We start from the raw sequence: 21,467 nt of genomic DNA, 5'->3' as shown, positions 1-21,467 counted from the left end.
CGCCACCCTCGGTACGCAGCGTGATGGAGAGCCCGATCAGGACCACGGCCAGGATGGCCAGCACCGCGGCGAGGCGCAGCGGTCCGTTGCCGTCGGAGACCAGCAGGATCAGCGCCGCGACCGGGGCCAGCGCCACACCGCCCCAGAAGAGCGCGGTGAGCAGCTGTGGATTGCGCGAATCGGCGGGCACCGGGGCGGGCATGGGTCCGCAGCCTACCGAGAGTTGCGTCACCTGGGAACGGCTCGACGGGAGGTGCCCCGCGAGAGTTCAACAGCCCTCGGGGCTCGCCCCGGCGCCGGCCCGGGCGACGACGACCGCGGGCGCCCGGGCCGAGGTGGTCCGGACGCCCGCGACGACCGACTCAGAGAGACCGGCAACAGGGCGGTGGCGGCGAGGCGGGTCCTGGCCGAGGATGGCAAGGTGGAGGAGGAGGCCATGCCGGTGTTGCACGGCCGACGACGACAACGCCGCCAGCCGAAGCGCCAGGGCGCGCCGCAGCCCCGCCAGTCCTGTTGCCGGTCTCTCTCAGTTCTGTGCGTAGGCCGCGTCGGTGGAGAAGACCAGGCCGACACTGATCGTGCCGTTACGCAGACCGGTCTTGGTCAGCGGTCCACCCCCGTCGAGCGAGGAGAACGAGCCCACCGCCAGCCCGTAGGTCTGCTCCAGCCCCGGCTTGCAGAACGGGCGCTCCTGGCACTCCGGCGGACCGCCCAGCACCGTCGCCGCGCCCGAGCACTTCTCGGCCAGCTCGGACAGGGTCCGCACGCCGTACTTCTCGGAGAACTCGCTGGTGACGGCGAAGGCGTTCTGGGTCTGGGCGGCGGCCGGCGCGCCGAAGCTCAGGCCCACCTGCTCGCCGAGACCCCGCAACGCGGTGACGGTCTGGTCGACGTCCGGCGAGGAGACCGGCTGGGCGCCGCTGTTCACCTTGCCGTTGAGGAACTCGGCCATGGTGGCCGCGTACTCCGGCACGACCTGGATCTCGCCCTTCTCCAGCGCCGGCTCGTACAGCTCGCGGTTGCCGATCTGCTGCACGTTGACCTGGTAACCGGCGGCGGCGAGCTGGATCTTGTAGAGCTCGGCGATGATCTCGCTCTCGGTGAAGTTGCCCGCCCCGACCGTGATCCGCCCGCCCGACCCCTGCTCGACTCCGTCGGTGAGGCCGTTGGCGGCGGCGAACTCCTGCGCGGCGACCTGCGCGCTCTTGCGGTCCGTGTCGACCGCCTTGTTCAGCAGCACCAGCTTCGGGGTGTCGAGCGCCGCGGAGACCTTGTCGAGCGCCGCTACGAGCGGTGGCGTGGCCACCTTGCTGTTGATCGCCGGAATGATGTTGTCGGCGTTCTGCAGGGACTTGTCGTCCTCGAGCGCCACCAACTGCTCGCCGGCCACCGGAGCACAGCCCTCCCCCGAGGCCCCCTGCTGCGGTGCTTCGGTGCCGGAGGAGCCGGCGTCGCCGCACCCGGCCAGCACCGTCGCCGCGGCGACGGCACCGACGACGGCAATGGACAGTCTTCTACCTGCGCGCATGAGCCCGCCTTCCGTGTCCCGGCGCGACCCGTCCCGGGCCGGCCGCGTGTCCGACGGGCGATCCGCCCTCCGGCCGCCCGCGAATTCCACCCAACATCCTGACCCGGGCCACCGACAACCCAACGAAGCGTTCGTCACCGGAACGTCACCTTCCGTCCCCGCCGCACCCGCCCGCGGGGGCACCGACCAGTGCCGGCCGTGGTGCCGCCGACGTCAGGAGCCGGCGACGGCGTCCGCCGCGCGCCGCCCGGCCCCACGCCTGGACCGGCGCAGCGGACGGGGGGTGACCAGCCGCTCGACCAGCGCGAAGAGCAGTTCGACGGCGAGTGCGAGCCCGGCGACCAGCAACCCGCCGGCGAGTATCTGCCCGCCGCCCACCGCGATGCTGAGGCCGAACCCGAACCGGATGATCTCACCCAGGCCGCCACCGTTGACGAAGGTCGCCAGCGCCGCCGTGGCGACGACCTGGACGGCGGCGGTCCGGAACCCGGCCGCGAGATAGGGCACCGCCAGCGGCAACTCCACCCGGCGCAGCACCTGAATGCCGGTCATGCCCATGCCGCGGGCCGCCTCCCGGGTCTGCGGATCGACCTGCCGCACCCCGGTGTACGCGTTCGCCAGCAGCGGCGGCACCGCGAACACCGCCAGGGCGACCACCACCGCCGGCCGGCCGAACCCGAGGAAGGTCAACGGCAGGATGGTCAGCAGGGCCAGCGTGGGCACCGCCAGGGTGAGATTGGAGACGAGCACCACCAGTCCGCCCCCGCGACCGGTGTGGCCCAACCAGAGCCCGAGCGGCCAGGCCACCAGGCAGCCCAGCAGGACCGCGGCGGCCGACATGCTCACGTGCTCGCCGAGGCGGTCCAGGATGCCGCCGGGATTCGTCCAGTTCAACGGGTCGTTGAGCCAGATCACCGCCTGCTGCACGGGGTTCATCGCGGCCTCCCACCGGTCACCGGCCGCCGGCCGGCCGTCGCGGCGCTCATCCGGCCCGCCCGCGCAGCCACGGGGTGAGCAGCCAACCGGCTCCGACCAGGAGCAGGTCGAGCACCAGGGCCAGCAGGACACAGAGCAGCGTCCCGGTCGTGATCTGGGCCTTGTAGAGGTTGTTCTGGAAACCGGCGAAGATGATCTGCCCGAGGCCGCCGCGGCCGATCACCACGCCGACGGTGACCAGAGCCACCGTGGAGACCGTGGCCAGCCGCAGGCCGGTGAGGATGCCCGGCACGGCCAGTGGCAGCTCGACCCGCAGCAGCCGCCCGAAGCGGCCGTACCCCATCCCCTCCGCCGCCTCGCGGACCTCCGCCGGCACCTGGTTGAGCCCGGCCACGGTGTTACGGACGATCACCAGCAACGCGTACAGCACCACCACGCTGAGCACGGTCGCGGCACCGATGCCCAGGTAGGGCGCGACGAACGCGAACACGGCCAGGGACGGGACCGTGTAGAGCACTCCGGTGAGTGCGAGAATCGGCCCGGTGAGCGGCCGGAACCAGTACGCCACCACCGCCAGCGGGACGGCGATCAGGGCGGCGATCAGCACCGCCCGGAGCGTCAGCGTGGTGTGATCGCGCAGGGCGGCGAGCACCGTGTCAGAGTTGTCCCGCACGTACTGCCAGGAGAACCACGGGTTACCCGGGTCGGCCCGGTAGCTCAGGCGGAAGGACATACGTGGACGTTACCCCGGTCGCCGGCGGCGATCAGCGTGCGGCTTCGATCACCCTCGACGGCATCGCCAAGCGTTACCCGGACGGCACCGAGGCGGTCCGCGAGCTCAGCCTGCACGTCGACGCCGGCGAGCTGGTCGTGCTGATCGGTCCCTCCGGCTGCGGCAAGTCGACCGTGCTGCGGATGATCAACCGGCTGATCGAGCCGACCGCGGGCCGCATCCTGCTCGGCGACTCCGACGTCACCCGGGTCGACCCGGTGAAACTGCGGCGGCAGATCGGCTACGTCATCCAGAACGTCGGGCTCTTCCCGCACCAGACGGTGGCCGCCAACGTCGCCACGGTGCCCCGCCTGCTCGGCTGGTCCGCCGACCGCACCCGAGGTCGGGTGGCCGAGCTGCTGGAACTGGTCGGTCTCGATCCGGCGCAGTTCGGCCGGCGCTACCCGCACGAGCTCTCCGGCGGCCAGCGGCAGCGGATCGGCGTGGCCCGGGCACTCGCCGCCGACCCGGTGGTGCTGCTGATGGACGAGCCGTTCTCCGCCGTCGACCCCATCGTGCGCACCCGGTTGCAGGAGGAGTTCCTGCGGTTGCAGGCCGAGGTGCGCAAGACCATCGTCCTGGTCACCCATGACCTGGACGAGGCCGTCCGGCTCGGCGACCGGATCGCGGTGCTCTCCGAGGGCGGCCGGCTGGAGCAGTACGACAAACCGGCGGCGCTGCTCGGCACCCCCGCCACCGGGTTCGTCCGCGAGTTCGTCGGGGCCGACCGGGGCATCCGCCGGCTGGCGGTCACCCCGGTCACCCGCGAGGTCCTCGATCCGCTGCCCGCCGACGGCGGGACGGAACTGCCGGCGGTGCCGCTGGGCGGCTCGGCGTACGACGCGCTGGCCGTGCTGCTCACCTCGACCGGTGGCCACGCCGTCGTCACCGAGGACGGGCGGCCGGTCGGGATGCTCACCCGGGAGCGCATCCTGGCCCTGGCAGAGCCGGCCGGCTGAGGACGAACGAGCAGCCGGCCGGCCACGCCGTCAGCGCCGTCCCCGGTAGCCGCCCAGGGTGGCGATGCCGATGATCCAGCCCGTGAAGAGGCCGTACTCCGCGCCGTCACCGGCGGCCTGGAAGGCGCCCAGCAGCGACGGGTCGGTCCGGATCAGCGTGGTCAGCAGGGCCGCGAAGGCGCCCGCGAAGATGTACGCCGCCCAGCCGGCGAAGAACTGGCTGAGCGTGCCCCGCGCGCGGGCAAGCTGGGAGCCCGGGAGCAGGTAGAGGAACACCAGGGTCAGGACGACCACGAGGATCGCCTTCAGGTCGTCGGCGAAGACCTCCTGGATCGAGTCGGAGGAGTCGAATCGCCAGGCCGGCCAGGCGAGCAGTCTCAGGAACCACCCGCCGGCGCTGTCCGGGTCGGTGTTGTCCCTGGCCCAGTCGACGTACCAGGGGCTGCCGAAGACCAGGACGAGGATGAGCGCGGCGAGGGTGCCGGCGCCCGGTGCGGACTTGTATCGATTGGTGAGAGCCATGGCCCCGCTATTTCCCAACGGATCGACGCGGGCAAACGCGAGGCCCCATTTATGGGGTTACGCCGGGCTCGACCGATCAGTGCTTCATCAGATAGTCGATGAAGGCGGCACGCAGCAGCGGTGCGGACTCCTCGTAGCCATGACCGGTCATCTCCCGCCAGAGGGCAGCCGCCTCGTCGATCGTCGGCCCCACCGAGTTCGGGGCGCCGTCCAGCGCCGCGGCCTCGTCCGCGTTCGGCAGGTGCCGCAGCACCGACCAGAAGAACCCCACGTCCCGGCGCTCCCGGGCCAACGCGAACGCCTGCTCCCGCAACTCCTCGGTGGGGAGGACGTCCAGCTCCTCGAACGACCGGCCGCCGGAGATCGATGATGTCTCGGTCATGCGCCGAGCCTAACCGCCGAGATCACTTCTCGCCGCGCCGACGGGCGCGGGACGGGTCCCACCCTCACCGGTCCTCGGCGTCCCAGGTACGCGGGCCGGTCTCCCACCGCCGGGGTCCCCACGGGTCCGTGGTGCTCGCGGTGGGCTGGGCCGGCATGACGGGCGGCCAGTCCGCGACCGGCTCGGGCTGCGGCACGCTCCACCCACCGCCCGGTGTGGCGTCCGTGGTGGGCGACGGCGGCACCGGCAGGGCCGCCGGTCCTGGCGCCGGGCGTCCGTACGTCTCGACCAGGCGGGTTACCGCCAGTCCGGCGGCCAGCACGGCACCGGCGACCGCCCACCGGCTGACCGTCCAGCCGCGCGCCGACGCGTAGGCGAGGAACAACCCGATCGCTCCGGCCGTCACCAGGGTGCCGAACACACCGCCCCGCAGCCCGAACGCGCTGGTCCCGGCCAGCAGCGCGGTGCCCACCGCCAGCACCGTCCAGTCCAGCCCCGGAACCGGAGTCACCGCACCGTCCGCCGCGGCCACCAACGCGCCGGCGAGCATCGCCAGCAGGGTGGAGCAGACGTACCCGCCGGTCGTGGCGACCGCGGCGGCCACACCTCGCCGACGGGCCGGATCGGCGACCGGGCGAAACCGACCGACCAACCGCCGGATCGGGCCCACCGCGCCGAACAGCCCGCCGAACACCGCGATCGCGGCGAAGCCGACGAAGAGTTGCCCCGCGGTGCTCCGCGGATCGTAGTTCCCCTGCACGAGCACGGGCGCGGACCGCTGCTCGATATAGACGACGACGGCGGCCGCGCCGCCGAGACTGGCCACCCAGCCCGGCACGTGCAGCAGCACGACCACCAGTCCCAGCAGCAGCCCACCGATCGCGGCCACCCCGGCGGCGGCGCCGACGACGAGCACGCCCCGGTCGCTCTGCTCGGCGAAGTGCAGTCCGGCCGCGACCGCCACCGGCCCGATCGCGAGGTTCACCGCAGCCGTCCGCAGGCTCAGCCCGGCGGCCAGCGCCAGCAGGCCGAGGCCGACCACCTCGACGATGAGGCCCCGCAGACCGCTGCCCCGCAGCACCGCAGGATCCTCCCGCCACACCAGGTAGACCAGCGCGCCGAAGCCGAGCAGCAGCAGCGTCTCCCAGACGATGTGGACACCGAACCGGTCCGGGCCTGGCTCCGCGTGGGTCTCCTCGGGGAGCGGGCCCGCCCCGGGGGCGTCCGAGGTCGGCTCCGGCGGTCCGCTCCGCACCGGTTCGTCGTACCCCATGTTTCCTGCCTCCCAGCGGCCGCCCGGACTCCCCGACGCGCGGGCGGACCGGCGGCGGGGCGTTGCCTTGCGGTCGCAGGCACCGTACCCGCGCTCGGAGCCGGGGCGTAACCCCCTGCTCAGCGACGGCCCGGGCGGCTCTCCCAGTCGTCCGGCTCGTTCTCGTCGTCGGGCCGGTCCGGGACCCGGCACGACCGCTCCAACCAGAGCGCGGCAGCGACCAGGGCGACCGAGGCCAGCAGGCCGGCCACCGCGGCCGGACGGTCGTCGGTGGCCGCCCGGGTGGGCTGCACCAACAACCAGCCCGCCAGCCCCGCGTATCCGCCGGCGAAGATGGCGCCGACCAGGGCGGACGCCTTGGCCAGTACGACGAACCGGGCGACCACCAGCGGGTTGACCGGTTCGCGGCCGGGTCGGCGCTCGATCCGACCCCGGGTGTTGATCGCGGCGTACGCCTCCAGCACGGCAAGCCCGGCCAGCGTGACCACCGGCAGCCACGGCAGCGGCGGGAGCTGGTCGTAGTAGAGGCTGCTGACCAGCAACCAGGCGACCGCTGCGGCGGCGAGAGCGGTCACCACCAGGGTCGAGATACGGGTGGGGCCCATCCGCGACCCATCGGGCGGTGGCGACTCACTCATGCCGTCGACTCTAACGTCAGATCGGGTCGAGGGCTCAGTTCCGGCACCTCGGCGGCGACCGGCCCGGAGGTGAGCAGGTCGGTCAACCATCCATGTCCGGGCAGTTGACCGTAGGGCTGGATGTCGATCCACGGCCGGAGTACGAAGGCCCGCAGATGTGCCCGCGGATGCGGCAGGGTCAGCTCGGGATCGTCGCTGAACACCGGCTGGTCGTCGGCGGTCCACACCGCGACGACGTCGACGTCGAGCGTTCGGGGCCCGAAACGCCGCCGCGGATCGCGGGCCCGGCCGGCGGCTCGCTCCGCCGCCCGCGCCCGCACCAACCAGTCGTACGGACCGGCGGTGGGGTCCGCCGCCAGCAGCACGGCGTTCAGGTACGCCGGCTGATCGGCGTCGCCCCACGGCGGGGTCTCGTAGACCCCGGAGACCACCAGGACGCTCTCGCCCAGCGCGGCGAGGGCGGTGCGCAGGTGACCGAGTCGGTCACCGAGGTTGCTGCCGAGGGAGAGCACGGCACGGGTCATCTGGTACGCGTCCGGCGCATCGTCACGGCCACGTCGGTGAAGGCGTGCGGGACCGGCGCCTCGGGCTTGTGCACCGTGACCGTCGCGCCGGACACCCGCGGGTCGGCCAGGCAGACCTCGATCAGCCGGTCGGCGAGGGTCTCGATCAGGTTCACCGGCTCGCCGGCCACCACCTCGACCAGGCGCTCGGCCAACTCGCCATAGTGAACGGTGTCGCTGACGTCGTCGGATCGGGCGGCCGGGGCGAGATCGAGTTCCAGCACCGCGTCGATGACGAACTCCTGCCCACGGGCGCGTTCGAAGTCGTACACCCCGTGCCGGCCGGGTGCCCGCAGGCCGGTCAGTTCGATCCGGTCGCTCACCACGGGGCCTCCCGGTCCGTTCCGTCGGGCCGGCTCCCGGCACCGGCGACCACCGCGTCCCCGGCCGGCCACCCGGCGGCGAGGCGGGGACGGCCGGTGGCCTGCCAGACGGCGAGCGCGTCGACGGTGGCACGGACGTCGTGCACCCGCACCCCCAGGCCCCGGCCGCGACCGCGAGCAGGCTGGTGGCGACGGTGGCCGGCTCCCGCCCGTCGATCGGACGCGGCGTCCGGTCGACGCCGGCCAGCAGCAGGCCCAGGTACGACTTGCGGCTCGCGCCGAACAGCAGCGGATAGCCGAGGTCGAGCAGTTCGGGCAGCCGGGCGCTGAGCTGCCAGTTGTGTGCGGCTGTCTTGGCGAAGCCGAGACCCGGGTCCACGACGATGCGGTCCGGGGCCACTCCGGCGGCGAGCGCCGCGTCCACCCGCTGGCCGAGTTCGGCGCGGACGTCGGTGACCACGTCGCCGTAGTGGGCCAGCTCGCTCATCCGCCGGGAGTGGCCCCGCCAGTGCATCAGCACCCAGGGACAGCCGGCGTCGCGGACGACACGGGCCATGTCCGGGTCGGCCAGACCGCCGGAGACGTCGTTGACCACGACCGCCCCGGCGTCGAGGGCCGCCTCGGCGACCCGGGCGCGGGTGGTGTCGATGCTGACCGGCACGTCGGCCGTGACCAGTTCCCGGACCACCGGCACCACCCGGGTGATCTCGGTCTCCGCGTCGATCCGCTCCGCACCGGGCCGGGTCGACTCGCCGCCGACGTCTACCAACCCGGCTCCGTCGGCTCGCAGCCGGACGCCGTGTGCGACAGCGGCCTCGACGTCGGCGTAGCGTCCGCCGTCGGAGAACGAGTCGGGCGTGACGTTCAGGACGCCCATCACCACCGGGGCCGGGGCTCGCACCAGATCGGTCACGACTAGGACCGTACCGGTCGCTCCACCCGCCGCAGGCAGCCCGGTCCAGGGCACTGACATGCGAATTGAAACAAGTGTACGATCGGTCGTCCGGGTCGCTTCGGGCAGACTCTTCGCGGCTTGTCGCAAAGGGGGGCGGCCCGTACGCTGTGAAATTGCCCAGCATCGAGATGGCGACGCTTGGAGGGAGGGCCAGAGCGGGGGCAATCCGCCCGAAAACCGCCACCCTCCGTGGTGAGCAACGCACGCAGCGTCTCGGACACTGCGCCGAGTGAGCACCGATCCCGCAAGGCCTACTGCACCACCGCGGCGCCGCCGGCCGCGACTTGGGGAGGTTTCAGTGATCGCCATCGAGCTGATGGAATCGGCGTCAACAAGCGCCGCCCACCTGCTCTCCACCCTGGCGCATTCGATCCCACTCGCCGCCGAGGAGCCGAAGGGGATCAACACCGAGGGCGTCGTCACCTTCTTCGCCAGCAAGATCGCTCCGATCCTGCTCGCCGTGCTGGGCGTCATCTTCATCGGCCGCGCCAGCCGGGGTGAGATCTCAAAGGTGCTGACCAGCTCCGCCATCGCGATCGTCGGGTTGGCCTTCATCGCCGGAGCCGCCACCCTCTTCTTCATCGGCGACTTCCTGATCAACCTGATCTTCGAATAGGCGCGGGCACGAGATGCGGCTGCGCACCGACGACGACATCTACCGGGCCCGCCTGGTCTATCTCGGGCCGCCCGGCTACACCCTTCCGGTCCACCTGCCGTACGCCCAGTACGGGCTGTTCATCCTGCTCGTTCCCCTCTACATGTTCATCCACTGGCTGTTCACGTTGCAGGTCGAGCTCTTCCCCGCCTGGGAGATCGCCCTCGCCATCGTGACCACCTCGTTCGTCTTCCGGTACGTCGACCCGGACCGTCCGGCGCGCATGGTGATCCGGACCGCCCTGACCGACTGGCGACGCACCCGGGAGCCGGCCGCCGAGCAGCGCGATCCACGCCTGGTCGGTAGCAGGATCAGGATCCGGGAGGAACTGGCATGACCGGCTGCACGCCGTACGGGCCGAACGAGGACACGGGCAGGGCGATCGCATGAGCCGCTCCGCCACGCCGGGATCCCCGGCCGGACGCCCGCCCGCACCACACGGTAACCGTGCGCGGTCGTTCGACTACCCGGAATCCGGCGAGCTCGACGAGGCCACCCTGGACCCGGCGCTCGCCGCCACTCCAGGTCACGGCAGCGTCGGTGTCTTCCAGGCGCCCCGCCCGCCGCAACGCCGGTCGGCCCCGACCGAACCCGGCCCGGCCACCCGCGACGGTGCCGACATCGACTCACCCTTCCTCGATCTGTTCGGCGGCGCCTACCCGCGGCCCGGTTCCGCCCAGCGGGGCAACGCGCTTCCCGCTCGGGCCGTGCCCCAGCAGGCGATCCCGGCCACGACGCCGCCCACCGCCGGGCCCGCACCGGCGAACCACCGACCGGCACCGTCCCCGGTACCCACGCAACCGCCCGGCGGCGCACCCGCCGCGTCGCCGGTCCGACCGGCCGAGGACGGCGCGTCGGCCACCGCCCGGCCGCCGGCTCCCGCCCGGCAGGCCCCGCCGCCCGGCGACCGGCTGCCCAGCGCCCGGCCGCCCGCCGACGACCTTCCCGCCCGCGAGGACCGATCCGTTCCCGACGAGGCGCACCCGAGCGACGCCACGACCGGGACGCCGCGTCGGGCAGCTACGCCGGCCACCCGCACCACCGCCGCCCCCCGACAGCGTTCCGTGGACGGCCGCGAGCGGCCGGTCAAACCGGCCCGGGTCCGCGCACCGAAGATCAAGTTCGGTGATCGCGATCCGGCGGTCGAGCTGGCCATCACCGAGATCGCCGGTCACCTGACCTTCACCCCCAACACGGTCACCGCCTGGTACTGGCTGCCCGAGGTCCGCTGGGCCTTCCGGCCGGACGCGGAACGCGAGGCGCTGCTCTCGGCAATCTCCGAGCAGTACGCCGGCCTGGCCGGTTTCCGACTGCACCTACGCCGGACCACCCGGCCCTTCCCGGCCGACGAGTGGGCCCGCACCATCGACGCCAACACCACCGCGCCGCTGCCCGACGTCCCCGGCACCCCCGGCTGGGCCGAGCATCTGGTGGCCGCGCAGCGGCACCTGCTCTCGGTCAACCACGCCGAGGGGCAGACCTACCTCGGCGTCACCTTCGCCCGTCGCTCGCTCGGCGACTCGCTCACCGAGCGACTGCTGCGCACCTTCGGCCGCGGCGTCGCCGACGGTGAGCGACGCCGGCTGGGCCGCACCGTCGAGCAGTTCGACGAGGTGCTCGGCGCGTTCGGCATGCGCGGGCGGCGGGTCACCGCGCAGGAACTGGAGTGGCTGCTCTACCGGTCGGTGGCGCTCTGCATGGCACCGCCCGGCGCGCTCTCGCCCATCACCGACGGCCGCTGGGAACGCGGTGACCTGCTCGCCCTCACCGAGCAGGTGGAGCGCTACCGCACCCCGTACGGCTCGACGGTGAAGTTGGTCAACCGGATGACCGGCGAGGAGCGGCACGTGGCGGTGCTCGCCGTCGGCCGGATGGAACCGCTGGAGATCCCCGAGCGGCACGAGCCCTGGCTGCACTTCCACGAGCGCCTGCCGTGGCCGATGGAACTCTCCACCCGGGTCGACATCCTCGGCTCCGGCGACTCCTTCCGCAACCTCGAACACCGGCTACGAATGATCCGGTCGCAGCAGCTCGACTACGCGGAACACGGCATCGACGCTCCGCCGGAGCTGGAGCGCCTGGCCAAGCGCGCACTGGTGATCGGCGACGAGATGACCACCGGGCTGCCGGTCGACTCAGCCCGCGCTCACGGCTGGCACCGGATCGCGGTCGGCGGACGCACCCGGGAGGAGTGTCTGGAACGGGCCCGCCGGCTTATCCAGCTCTACTCCCGCGAGCTGCGCGTCTCGCTGCAACACCCGAAGAACCAGGACTGGCTGGCCCGCGAGTTCATCCCCGGCGAGCCGATCGCCAACACCGGATACGTCCGCCGGATGCCGGTCCCCCTGCTGGCGGCGGCGCTGCCGCAGGCGGCGTCCACCGTCGGCGACCGGCGCGGCGACCTGATCGGGCGTACCGCGGGCACCTGCCGCCGGCCGGTTTTCCTCGACCTGCACTTTCCGATGGAGATCCGCGAACGCTCCGGCCTGGCGGTCTTCGTGGCCGAGCCGGGCGGCGGCAAGTCGACACTGCTCGGCGCGCTGGGCTACCTGGCCGCCCGCCGGGGCGTGCAGGTGACCCTGCTCGACCCCTCCGGGCCGCTCGCCCGGCTCTGCGCGATGCCGGAGCTGCGACCTTACTCCCGCGTGCTGAACCTGACCGGTTCCGAACACGGCACCCTGGCGCCGTACTCGCTGATCCCGACACCGCTCCGCAGCGAGTTCGGCGCCGGTGCCGGCGGGGACCGGGAGTTCGAGATCGCGGTCTCCAACGCCCGGGCCGAGCGGCGGATGCTGGTGCAGGACATCTGCATGATGCTGGTGCCGCCACAGGTGGCCCGCGAGGCATCCACCGCCACCCTCTTCCGGCACGCCGTCCGCCAGGTGCCCGCCGAGGAGACCTCCACCCTCGACGACGTGGTCGCCTGCCTCGGCCAGCTCGACGACGACGCCGGCCGGGAGTTGGCCAACCTGCTGCTGGACACCGCCGAAATGCCGCTGGCGATGCTCTTCTTCGGCCGCCCGCCGGACGGCCTGCTCGGCGCGGACGCGGCGCTCACTGTGATCACCATGGCGGGCCTGCGGTTGCCCGATCTCAAGATCGAGCGCGAGTACTGGTCGGCCGAGGAGGCACTGGCCCTGCCGATGCTGCACACCGCACACCGGCTGGCCGTGCGCCGCTGCTACGGCGGCTCGATGTCGTCCCGCAAGCTGGTGGGCCTGGACGAGGCACACTTCATGGAGGGCTGGCGCTCCGGCCGCTCGTTCCTCGTCCGGCTCGCCCGCGACTCCCGCAAGTGGAACCTCGCCGCGCTGGTCGCCTCGCAGAACCCCCGCGACATCCTCGGCCTCGACGTGCAGAACCTCGTCTCCACCGTCTTCGTCGGCCGGATCGCCGAGGACGCGGAGATCGCCTCCGAGGCGCTGCGCCTGCTGCGCGTACCGGTCGACGACGGCTACGAGGCCACCCTCGCCTCGCTTTCCACCGCCGACGCGACCTCCGCGCACCGGCTCGGCTTCCGGGAATTCGTGATGCGCGACGTGGACGGCCGGATCCAGAAGGTCCGGGTCGACGTCTCCTACGTGGACGGACTACTGGACCACCTCGACACCACTCCCGCCGCCATCGCCGCCGCCGCAGGGGTGCTGCCGACCGTGCTGCCTGACCTGGAGGCGTGACATGGCGAGGGCCCGGGCACGGATCACGGCGCTCCTGCTGGCGCTCGGCGTCCTCGCCGCGGCCACGATCGGCTGGTCCGGCCTCACGGCCACACCGGCGTATGCGGCGCCGCCCGCGTACCAGGCCCCCGCCGAGCTGTGCACGACGCAGGAGTGGCAGGTCGACTTCCGCGCCTGTGTCGCCAAGCTCAATCAGGTCGCCTCGACTGAAGCCAGCTGCCTCAAGCCGCCGACACCGAACGCGCCGGACTCCGGCATCGCCGGCTGGTTCGCGTCCCGCCCCGACGCCTCCAAGCTACCTGGCCCGAAGGGTTACTACAGCGACTACGGCTACGCCGGCTACAGCTACAGCACCTACGATGTCGAGACCGGCTGCGCGACCACGCTGCTGCACCCGGACTACAAGTTCACCAACACGATCGCCAACGGCGAGTTCATGATGGCGACGGCGATCATCGGCGCCTCGAACGCACTGCGCGAGCGCGCCTGGGATCCGGGCACGATGTGGGGCTGGGCGGATCCGCTGGTGGACCAGGCCACCAAGGCGATCTACCAGAAGGTGTTCAGCGTCTTCGGCATCGTCACGCTCTGCGTCGTCGGGCTCTACCTGCTCTGGCGCTCACGCCAGTCCGACATGAGCGGCGCGATGACGACGGCGGGGTGGGCGCTGGTGGTGATGGTGGCGGTCACCGCGCTGGCCGCCTGGCCGGTCAAGTCCGCCAACCTCGCCGACGGCGCCCTGGTCTCCACGCTGGGCGTCGTGCACGACGCCGTGGGTCCGGCCTCGAAGGACGTTCCGCCGGACCGGTGTGCGATGCCCAACCCGGATGCCTGCACGGACAAGCGCCCTCCCGCGGTCCGGGCCAGCGACACGGCGGCGGAGGCGATGCTCTACCGGAACTGGCTGCGCGGCGCGCTCGGCTCGGCCGACAGCGAGACCGCCAAGAAGTACGGCGCAGCGCTCTACGATGCCAAGTCCCTCTCCTGGGAGGAGGCCGAGAAGATCCGGGCCAACCCGCAGACACGCGAGGCCACCATCAACGCCAAGAAGCAGCAGTGGATGACGGTGGCGGCACAGATCGAGCGGGAGGACCCGGAGGCCTACGAGTACCTCCAGGGCGTCCGGGACATGGACCGGGTCGGCGCCGGATTCATCGCGGTGGTCGCCGCCCTGCTCTTCGCCATGTTCGACCTGACCGCGTCGCTGCTGGTCCTGCTGGGCTTCCTGATCTTCCGGTGGGCGGTGATCGCGGCGCCGATCCTGGGCACCGTCGGTCTGCTCCGGCCGGCCAGCGCCGGCCTGCGCCGGCTCGGCAACGCCGTGGTGGCGGCGCTGTTCAACATCGCGATCTTCGGCACCGGTGCCGCCGTCTACCTCTTCGCGGTCGACCTCATCACGAGCACGCCCGCGCTGCCCGGCTGGCTCCAGGTGGTGCTGGTCTGGCTCTGCGGGGTGGTCGGCTGGCTGCTGCTGCGCCCCTACCGGCGGATCACCCAACTCGGCGGCAAGGACAGCAGCGAGGCGGTCAGCTCGGCGGGTTCCTGGCACCGGCGGTTCTTCCGGGACATGCGGACCGCGTCCCGGCTCGACGTCGCCGAACCCGGCGGCACCGCCGAGCCCGTGGTGGGACGACGCCGCGCCGCGGCGCCGCTACAGCCGAAGGTGCGCCCGGAGGCTCGCCCGGATCCGGTCCCGAGCGACGCGCCCACCCCCGGGAAGCGTCCGGATGACCGGGCGGCGGGCGGGACCGACGGTCCGGCCCGGGAGCGACGCACCGGGGACCGGCCGGTCGCCCCCCGACCCCGTCGCCGCCAGCCCGCCTCCTGGACCGAGCCGGACGTGCCGGAGGAGAACCCGTCCTTCGTCATCTACCGCCCGGGATCAGCGGAGCAGGCCCCCGAGAGGCCGGCACCCCAGATCCGCTCCGAGGCCCGGTAAGTGCCGTGCGGCGGGCGGTCGAGTTCCTGGTCACCCGGTTGCTGCGGTCCCGGCTGGGCGTCGCCCTCGGCATCGCCGTGCTGGTGCTCGGCGTGGTCGGCGCGGCCCGGCTGGTCGCCGGCCCCGCCGACCCCACCGCCGGGCTGAGCAACCGCCCACCTGATCCGATCACCACCGTGCATCCCAGCACGGGGGACGACGGGGCGATCTCGACGAGCACCGCACCGTCACCGACGACCCGACCCGGTGCGGCCACCCCGGAGCGGGTCGCCGAGCGCTTCGCCGCCGCATGGCTCGGTCAGCGCGGTCAGACCGCGGAGGAGTGGCAGCAGGGCCTGCGTCCGCTCTCGACCCCCGCTCTCCGCGACAGGCTCGCCGGCGTGGACCCGGCCGGCGTACCCGCCGGCGAGCTGACCGAGGGCGTCACCCTGCGTCCTCGCGGCGAGACCTTCGTGGAGGCGTTGATCACGCTCGACACCGGACAGCTCCGGCTCGAACTGGTGGCACCGGACGGGCGGTGGCTGGTGGACGCAGTGGACTGGGAGCCGGAATGAGTGACGAGAGCCGCCCGCGCCGCCGGCCGGTCCGGGTCGGCGCCCTCGCCGCCGCGCTCACCGCGACGCTCGCGTTGCTCTGCTGCACGGGTGGCGCCGGCGCCTTCTTCCTCACCGACCTGGGCGGTGACGCCGCCGAGCAACTCACTCCGGCCAACCTGGAGTGCACCGGGGACTTCGAGGTCGACGTCACCGGCAGGATGCCCCGCTTCGCGCAGTACGGGGAGCGCCAACTGCGCAACGCCGCAGTGATCATCCACGTTGGCCAGGAGATGAAGGTGCCACCGCGGGGCTGGGTGATCGCCGTGGCGACCGCGATGCAGGAGTCCCGGCTGCTGAACCTCGCCAACCGCACGGTCGGCGAGTCGCAGGACATCCCCAACGAGGGCATCGGTGCCGACCACGACTCCGTCGGGCTGTTCCAGCAGCGGGCCTCGTGGGGCACCGTCGCCCAGCGGATGAACCCCGAGTACGCGTCCCGCAGGTTCTACGAGAAGCTCGTCGGCGTGCCCGGCTGGGAGAAGTTGCCGCTCACCGAGGCCGCTCAACGGGTGCAGATCAGTGCCTATCCCGACGCGTACGCCAAGCACGAGGAACTCGCTGCCCGGATCGTCAACGCGCTGGCCGGCGGTGCGGCCCGGACGGCGTTTATCGCCGGGCAGCAGGTGTGCGACGCCGCCGCGGCCGGCGAGATCGCCGCCTCCGGATGGACCGCCCCGATCCCGGGCGGCGTCGGCTCCGGTTTCCGGACCGCCAGCCGTCCCGGACACAACGGCGTGGACATCGCGGCTCCGAAGGGCACCCTGATCAGGGTCGCGGCGACCGGCCGGGTCCTGGTCTCCCGTTGCGACCCCGACTGGCGGGGGCGACTCAGCTGCGACGTGGACGGCTGGCCGGGCAAGGGCGGCTGCGGGTGGTTCGTCGACGTGCTACACGCCCAGGGCCTCATCACCCGCTACTGTCACCTGGTGGGTCGTCCCCGGGTCGCCCCAGGTGACACCGTGCAGGCTGGTGAGGTGATCGGCGAGGTGGGCAGCAGCGGCAACTCCTCCGGACCGCACCTGCATTTCGAGGTGCACGTCGACGGCGACCGCAGCAGCCGGGGCGCCATCGACCCGGTGCCGTTCATGCTGTCGAAGGGCGCGCCGTTGAAGGGCGCCGGGTGAACCACCCACCGTCATGACCGAGCCGTTTCCGGACCCGTTCGCCGGCCAGCCCGACTGGGCGCCGCAGCCACCGCGCCCGATCGAGATCGTCCCGGCGGTTGGACGCGTCGAGCTACGCGGACAGCGGGTGCTGGTCGGGCTGCCCGGGCTGGGTTGGCGTGGCGACCTGCGGGCCGACGAGCGGGTGGTGCAGAACAGCCGCACCTACGTCCCGGTCATCCCGGAACACGAGTGGTACCGCGCCGAATCCGATCAGGTGGAGGTGTTCGCGCCGCTGGTGCCGGTCGAGCGGGTCTGGGTCGAGACGGTCGGCCCCCGGACCACGCCGGACAGCGGATTGCGGCTCGTCTCGCTGGACGCTCCCGCCCACCGGGCACCCACCCCGGTCTTCGAGGCGGACTCGGTCACCGGTCGCCGGGTCGTGCACATGGTCGGCGTCGTCGAGCATCGCGACCTGCGCGCCGTAACCGAGACCTACTCGGGCGCCGAGGGGGACATCTGCGTACGCGTCGCGCCCGAGGTGGAGTGGTACCGCTGGGCCTGGCGCGGCCAGTCACCGACCACCCTGGAGGTCCCGGTCCACATGCTGTGGGTGGAGTAGCAACCTAGCTGGCCGCCCCGCCGAAACAGACCCTCCAGCCCTCGCTCAGCCGCGTGGTGAACGTCCACGACTGCCGATCGCTCTGCCTGATGCCATCTACCTGAGCGGAGAAGGTGAGGTCGACTTGCACCTTGGCGTGGTCGCCGTCCTGATCCACCTGAAGTCTTCCCCAGCTGACCGACATCCTGGTCCCGAACCGCTCCTCGCGGGCTGCCAGATCCTCCCTGAGCAGCCGGAGCTGGTCCAGATCCGTGTTGCCCCCGCAGGTGAAGAGGTCCGCTCGGACATCATTCCGGTCCACCAGGAACGCACGGAGGTAGTTGTCGACCACCACGTCAGGAGCGCTGCGGTCTGGGGTGGTGGCTCGATCGTAGACGAGGTAGCCGACCACCCCGCCGCCCAGGCACAGCGCCGCGACCACCCCGGCGACCACCGTCAGCACGGTTCCCAGCCGCCGCCGGGGTTGTTGCGGGACCGGCGCGACCGCGGGCGGCGCCAGTTCCTCCGGCGGCGTCCGTTGCGCCGGTACGTGGGAGACCTGGGAACCGGCGGAGGGCGGCACTGATTCCACCCCCTGAGGCTATCGGCTGGACGCCGTGGACCCAATGCCCCAGATTCAGCAGATCGTGACGGAACACTGCCGACCGGTGAGATCCACGACAACACCCACGCACCGCCGCGGCGCATCCCGGAGGTCGAGCCTCCGCTGGGATACCGTCTTCTCTGCCCGGCGAGTGGGTGCCGACCTCGGGCGGAGGAGGTGGACACGGTGGGCGGTCCGACGGCACGGACGCTTCGCGCCGCCGCGTTGCACCGCCGGGCAGCCGCGACGGTCGCCGCGGCGGCAACGGTTCTCGACGAGACCCGGCCGGCTCCGGCCGACCAGCGTCGGCAGTACGCGCTGGCTGAGCGGATGCGGGCCGCGGCCGCCCTCCTCGCACCGGGTTGGGCCGGCGCCACCATGGATACCGTCGAGCCGGCCGCTCCGGCCGGTGAGGGCCCACCGCCCTTCGTCCGGATCGGCACTGCGGCGCCGCTGGACGACGCCCGCTTTCCCGCCCTGGTTCCGCTGCTCGGCACCGGTCACCTCGTGTCGGACACCGATGCGCACGACCCACGGGTAGCCGGGCTGTTGCGGGCCGTGCTGCTGCGGTTGCTGGCGGCGACACCGGCGGGATCCCTACTGGTACGCGCGGTGGACGCGACCGGCGCGACACTGGCGCCGTTCGCGGCGCTCGGCGACGCCGGGGTGCTCTCCCCGCCGGCCACGGACACCGCCGGGCTGCGGGCCGTACTCACCGAGGCGGAGCGGTGGGTGGCTCCGGGTTCGTCCGGTGCCCGCCGGCACGACCGTTCGCTGCTGCTGGTGCTCGCCGCCTTGCCCGAGCAGGCCGGGCCGACCGACCTGGCGCGGATCGAGAAGCTCGCCGAGCTGGGGCCGCCCGCCGGGTTGCACCTGGTTGTCGCCGGGTGGCCGACCGGACGGCCCGCGCTGCCCAGCGCCACCACGGTCTCGACGCGGACGGCGTACGCGCTGCTGGGCGACCCGCCCGGGGCACCGTTCGCCACCGGGGGCACCGGCCCTCCGGGTGGCTTGAATTCGCCCGTCTTCCTCGAACCGGATCCACCGGTCGAACTGGTCGACCGCGTCTGCCGCCGGGTCGCCGCCCAGATCGAGGCCGGCAGCCGGCTGTCCCTCTCGGATCTGTTGCCGTCAGCGGAGGGCGACCTGTGGCAGGCTGACGCGACGGACGGGTTGGCCAGCACGGTCGGCGACGCCGGTGGCCGGCCGGTCTCGCTCGGCTTCACCGAACTGACCCCGCACTGGCTGGTGAGCGGCCGTTCCCGGGCCGGCCGGTCGGCCTTCCTGACCACGGCGCTGCTCGGTCTCGCCGCCCGGTACGGCCCGGAGGAGCTCTCGCTCTACCTGGTGGACCTCGGCGCGGGCGAGTCGTACGCCGAATTCCTGCAGACCGAGCGGGACCGGTCCTGGATCCCGCAGGTCCGGGCCGCCGCGATGGCCGCCGATCGGGAATACGTGCTGGACCTGTTGGACCAGCTGACGGCCGAGGTCCAGCGGCGTGTCGAGGCGGGTGCCCGCGCCGGTGGCCAGCGTTTCGCCGAGTTGCGCCGGCACCGTCCGTTGCCCCGGATCGTCTGCGTGGTGGACAGCCTGCCGGTGCTCTTCGCCGAACGGGATCGGCTGGCCGCCGAGGCCGCTGTCCGGCTGGACGCGTTGACCAGGTCCGGTCGGGCGTACGGTGTGCACCTGGTGCTCGCCGGCGAGGGCGATCTGGGCCTGGGCGCCCGCTCCGACGGTGGGCAGCGGGATTCGCTGCTCGGCCAGTTCCCGGTGCGGGTCGCGCTGCCCGGCGGCGGGGCGGTGCTGGAGCCCACCAACGACTCCGCGGCGGGACTGCCGTTGGGCAGCGCGGTGGTGAACACCGCCGGTGGGCTCGGCGGTCCTCGGGGCGCCATCCGGGGTCACGAGCGGCTGGTGCGGTATCCGGACCCTCCGGACGAGCCGGACGCCGTGGAGGGGCTGCGCCATCGGCTCTGGGCGGCCCGTCCGAAGGACGCTACCTCACCCGTGGTCTTCGCCGGGTACGCGCGCCCGCTACTCGGCAACGATCCCCGCTACCGGGCGGCCCGTTCCGGGCAGGCACTGGCCCCAGCAGCGCTGCTCGGACGGGCGGTGGACGTCGCGCGAAGCACGGTGGCGGTGCCGTTCGGACCGGCCGCGGGGCGCAATCTCGCCGTCCTCGGTCCCCGCTCGGCGGCGAGCCGGCTGCTGGCGACCGCCACCCGCAGCACGGCGATCCACCATTCGCCGGGTACGGCGCGGTTCGTGGTGGCCGCGCCGGACCCCGAGGCACGGCCACTGGCCGACGCCTCGCGGCGGAGCTGGCCGGGCGGCACCCGGTCGAGACGGTGGACCTGGCCGGGCTGCTCGCCGTGATGGACCGCGGGGAGCCGGCCTACCTGGTGGTCTTCGGGCTCGACGTGGCGCCGCCCGAGCAGTTGCCGCCGGCTCGGCTGCGCACGCTGCTACGGGACGCCCCGCCGGCCGGGCAGCACCTGCTCGGCTGGTGGCGGACGGTGCCGTCGTTCGCGGCGCTGATCGAGCCGGACGAAACGGTCGACAAGCTGACCGCCGTTGCGGTGGCGGGGGTGCCGGGAGCCCAGCTCACGCCGGTGTTCGGCCGCCCGGTCGAGTGGCGCCCCCGACCCGATCGGATCGTGCTGTGGGACGGCCCCGGCGACCGCGGCGTGGTGCTGGTGCCGTACGACGAGGCGGAGGAACCGGAATGACTCCCGGTCAGGCACAGACCACGGCCGGCCGGCCGGTTCGGCAGCGGGCGGCTGGCGCGTCCGAGGATCCGGTGCCGGCCGCTTGGGCCGACTACCTTGCCGCCGCCCGGCAGCTGGACGGGGTACGCCGGGGCGCGGCGACCGCCGCGAGCGAGCAGGCCCGCACGGTTCAGGCCGCCCGGGAGGAGCTGGCGGCGGTACGCACCCGGCTGGCACCCCAGGAGGCCCGGCTGCGTGAGCTGGGCGTACCACCGATCTCGTTGGTGCCGACGCCGCCGGAGCTGACCGAGGCGGCCCGGTCGATGGCCGGTGGTCCGGCGGTGGCGCTGTCGGCGCTGCGCGACGCCGGGCGGTGGGCGCACGCGGCGGACGACACGCTCGCGGTCCGCGGCCTCCCACGAGTGGCGCACTGGCCGTCCGGCCCGCGCAACCTGCTGGTGTACGCGCCGCTGGGGCTGATCGTTCCACTGCTCCTGGTGGGTGTCTATGCGCTGACGGGCGCTGGTGCGGTGACCGTCCTGGCGCTGGTGGTGGGGCTGCCGGCACCGGCGGTCGCGTTCGGCGTGGGTTGGCTGGCGGTGGGCCGGCTCTTCCCGCCCCGGTCCGGCGAGCGGGTGGATCGCACTGCCCGCTTCGGCGCGCTGGCCTGCCTGGTGCCGGCGGTGGTGACCACCGCCGGGATCGTCCTGGCGATGCTGGCCGCCTGATCTCG

19 protein-coding genes and 2 pseudogenes are annotated in these 21,467 nt (G+C 73.0%); 10 read left to right on the top strand and 11 right to left on the bottom strand.

Annotated features, from left to right (window positions below; translation table 11 throughout):
- Positions 1-526 precede the first annotated feature (526 nt).
- The 3 genes from KIF24_RS01440 to KIF24_RS01430 all read right to left on the bottom strand — a co-directional run bounded on the left by KIF24_RS01440 (position 527) and on the right by KIF24_RS01430 (position 3,197).
- Positions 527-1,528 carry a glycine betaine ABC transporter substrate-binding protein gene (locus KIF24_RS01440; protein ID WP_221082416.1) on the bottom strand — a complete coding sequence of 334 codons (1,002 nt, stop codon included), beginning with the start codon at positions 1,526-1,528 and terminating at the stop codon, positions 527-529.
- A 213-nt stretch (positions 1,529-1,741) separates the two neighbouring features.
- Positions 1,742-2,464, bottom strand: a complete 723-nt coding sequence (locus tag KIF24_RS01435; RefSeq protein ID WP_221082415.1) for an ABC transporter permease — start codon at positions 2,462-2,464, stop codon at positions 1,742-1,744.
- 46 nt (positions 2,465-2,510) lie between these two features.
- Positions 2,511-3,197, bottom strand: a complete 687-nt coding sequence (locus KIF24_RS01430) for an ABC transporter permease (RefSeq protein WP_221082414.1) — start codon at positions 3,195-3,197, stop codon at positions 2,511-2,513.
- 2 nt (positions 3,198-3,199) lie between these two features.
- On the opposite strand from KIF24_RS01430, the gene KIF24_RS01425 reads away from it, so the two are divergent.
- The gene (locus KIF24_RS01425; protein WP_221082413.1) at positions 3,200-4,195 is read left to right on the top strand and encodes an ABC transporter ATP-binding protein; all 996 of its coding nucleotides are present in this window, start codon (positions 3,200-3,202) and stop codon (positions 4,193-4,195) included.
- Between the two features lie 30 nt (positions 4,196-4,225).
- Here KIF24_RS01425 and KIF24_RS01420 read toward each other — a convergent pair whose 3' ends face one another.
- The 7 genes and pseudogenes from KIF24_RS01420 to folP all read right to left on the bottom strand — a co-directional run bounded on the left by KIF24_RS01420 (position 4,226) and on the right by folP (position 8,809).
- Entirely contained in the window at positions 4,226-4,717 is a 492-nt protein-coding gene (locus KIF24_RS01420; protein WP_221082412.1) for a hypothetical protein, read from the bottom strand.
- 76 nt (positions 4,718-4,793) lie between these two features.
- Positions 4,794-5,099 carry a hypothetical protein gene (locus KIF24_RS01415; protein ID WP_221082411.1) on the bottom strand — a complete coding sequence of 102 codons (306 nt, stop codon included), beginning with the start codon at positions 5,097-5,099 and terminating at the stop codon, positions 4,794-4,796.
- A 64-nt stretch (positions 5,100-5,163) separates the two neighbouring features.
- Positions 5,164-6,372 carry an ABC transporter permease gene (locus KIF24_RS01410; protein ID WP_221082410.1) on the bottom strand — a complete coding sequence of 403 codons (1,209 nt, stop codon included), beginning with the start codon at positions 6,370-6,372 and terminating at the stop codon, positions 5,164-5,166.
- Between the two features lie 119 nt (positions 6,373-6,491).
- Positions 6,492-6,977, bottom strand: a complete 486-nt coding sequence (locus KIF24_RS01405; RefSeq protein ID WP_221083121.1) for a DUF3180 domain-containing protein — start codon at positions 6,975-6,977, stop codon at positions 6,492-6,494.
- A gap of 29 nt (positions 6,978-7,006) precedes the next feature.
- Positions 7,007-7,534: a 2-amino-4-hydroxy-6-hydroxymethyldihydropteridine diphosphokinase gene (folK, locus tag KIF24_RS01400; RefSeq protein WP_221082409.1), complete on the bottom strand. Its 528-nt coding sequence runs from the start codon at positions 7,532-7,534 to the stop codon at positions 7,007-7,009.
- Complete coding sequence (gene folB, locus KIF24_RS01395; RefSeq protein WP_221082408.1) at positions 7,531-7,896, bottom strand: dihydroneopterin aldolase; 366 nt, start codon at positions 7,894-7,896, stop codon at positions 7,531-7,533. Before folB ends, folK begins: the two co-directional genes overlap by 4 nt.
- A pseudogene (folP, locus tag KIF24_RS01390) lies at positions 7,893-8,809 on the bottom strand (dihydropteroate synthase). Before folP ends, folB begins: the two are co-directional and overlap by 4 nt.
- A 340-nt stretch (positions 8,810-9,149) precedes the next feature.
- On the opposite strand from folP, the gene KIF24_RS01385 reads away from it, so the two are divergent.
- From KIF24_RS01385 to KIF24_RS01355, 7 genes are read left to right on the top strand one after another with little or no spacing between them, the layout of a single operon-like run.
- Positions 9,150-9,467 carry a hypothetical protein gene (locus tag KIF24_RS01385; RefSeq protein WP_221082407.1) on the top strand — a complete coding sequence of 106 codons (318 nt, stop codon included), beginning with the start codon at positions 9,150-9,152 and terminating at the stop codon, positions 9,465-9,467.
- Between the two features lie 13 nt (positions 9,468-9,480).
- Entirely contained in the window at positions 9,481-9,843 is a 363-nt protein-coding gene (locus KIF24_RS01380; protein ID WP_111212817.1) for a hypothetical protein, read from the top strand.
- 49 nt (positions 9,844-9,892) lie between these two features.
- Positions 9,893-13,183, top strand: a complete 3,291-nt coding sequence (locus KIF24_RS01375; RefSeq protein ID WP_221082406.1) for an ATP-binding protein — start codon at positions 9,893-9,895, stop codon at positions 13,181-13,183.
- A 1-nt stretch (position 13,184) separates the two neighbouring features.
- The gene (locus KIF24_RS01370) at positions 13,185-15,122 is read left to right on the top strand and encodes an MFS transporter (protein WP_221082405.1); all 1,938 of its coding nucleotides are present in this window, start codon (positions 13,185-13,187) and stop codon (positions 15,120-15,122) included.
- 5 nt (positions 15,123-15,127) lie between these two features.
- Positions 15,128-15,676: a hypothetical protein gene (locus KIF24_RS01365; protein WP_221082404.1), complete on the top strand. Its 549-nt coding sequence runs from the start codon at positions 15,128-15,130 to the stop codon at positions 15,674-15,676.
- A complete protein-coding gene (locus tag KIF24_RS01360) occupies positions 15,673-16,842 on the top strand; it encodes a M23 family metallopeptidase (RefSeq protein WP_221082403.1) in 1,170 nt (389 codons plus the stop codon). The genes KIF24_RS01365 and KIF24_RS01360 overlap by 4 nt, the downstream gene beginning before the upstream one ends.
- Positions 16,843-16,855: 13 nt before the next feature.
- Positions 16,856-17,443: a hypothetical protein gene (locus tag KIF24_RS01355; RefSeq protein ID WP_221082402.1), complete on the top strand. Its 588-nt coding sequence runs from the start codon at positions 16,856-16,858 to the stop codon at positions 17,441-17,443.
- Positions 17,444-17,447: 4 nt separating this feature from the next.
- Here KIF24_RS01355 and KIF24_RS01350 read toward each other — a convergent pair whose 3' ends face one another.
- Positions 17,448-18,005, bottom strand: coding sequence for an Rv0361 family membrane protein (locus KIF24_RS01350; RefSeq protein ID WP_221083120.1), 558 nt, complete (start codon positions 18,003-18,005; stop codon positions 17,448-17,450).
- 198 nt (positions 18,006-18,203) lie between these two features.
- On the opposite strand from KIF24_RS01350, the pseudogene KIF24_RS01345 reads away from it, so the two are divergent.
- Together KIF24_RS01345 and KIF24_RS01340 are read left to right on the top strand one after the other, a co-directional pair.
- A pseudogene (locus KIF24_RS01345) lies at positions 18,204-20,755 on the top strand (FtsK/SpoIIIE domain-containing protein).
- The gene (locus KIF24_RS01340) at positions 20,752-21,462 is read left to right on the top strand and encodes a hypothetical protein (protein ID WP_221082401.1); all 711 of its coding nucleotides are present in this window, start codon (positions 20,752-20,754) and stop codon (positions 21,460-21,462) included. The pseudogene KIF24_RS01345 and the gene KIF24_RS01340 overlap by 4 nt, the downstream one beginning before the upstream one ends.
- Positions 21,463-21,467: the final 5 nt, after the last annotated feature.

Source organism: Micromonospora tarapacensis (genome assembly GCF_019697375.1).
Classification (GTDB): Bacteria; Actinomycetota; Actinomycetes; order Mycobacteriales; family Micromonosporaceae; genus Micromonospora; species Micromonospora tarapacensis.
This window is presented reverse-complemented; position numbering and strand designations above follow the sequence as displayed.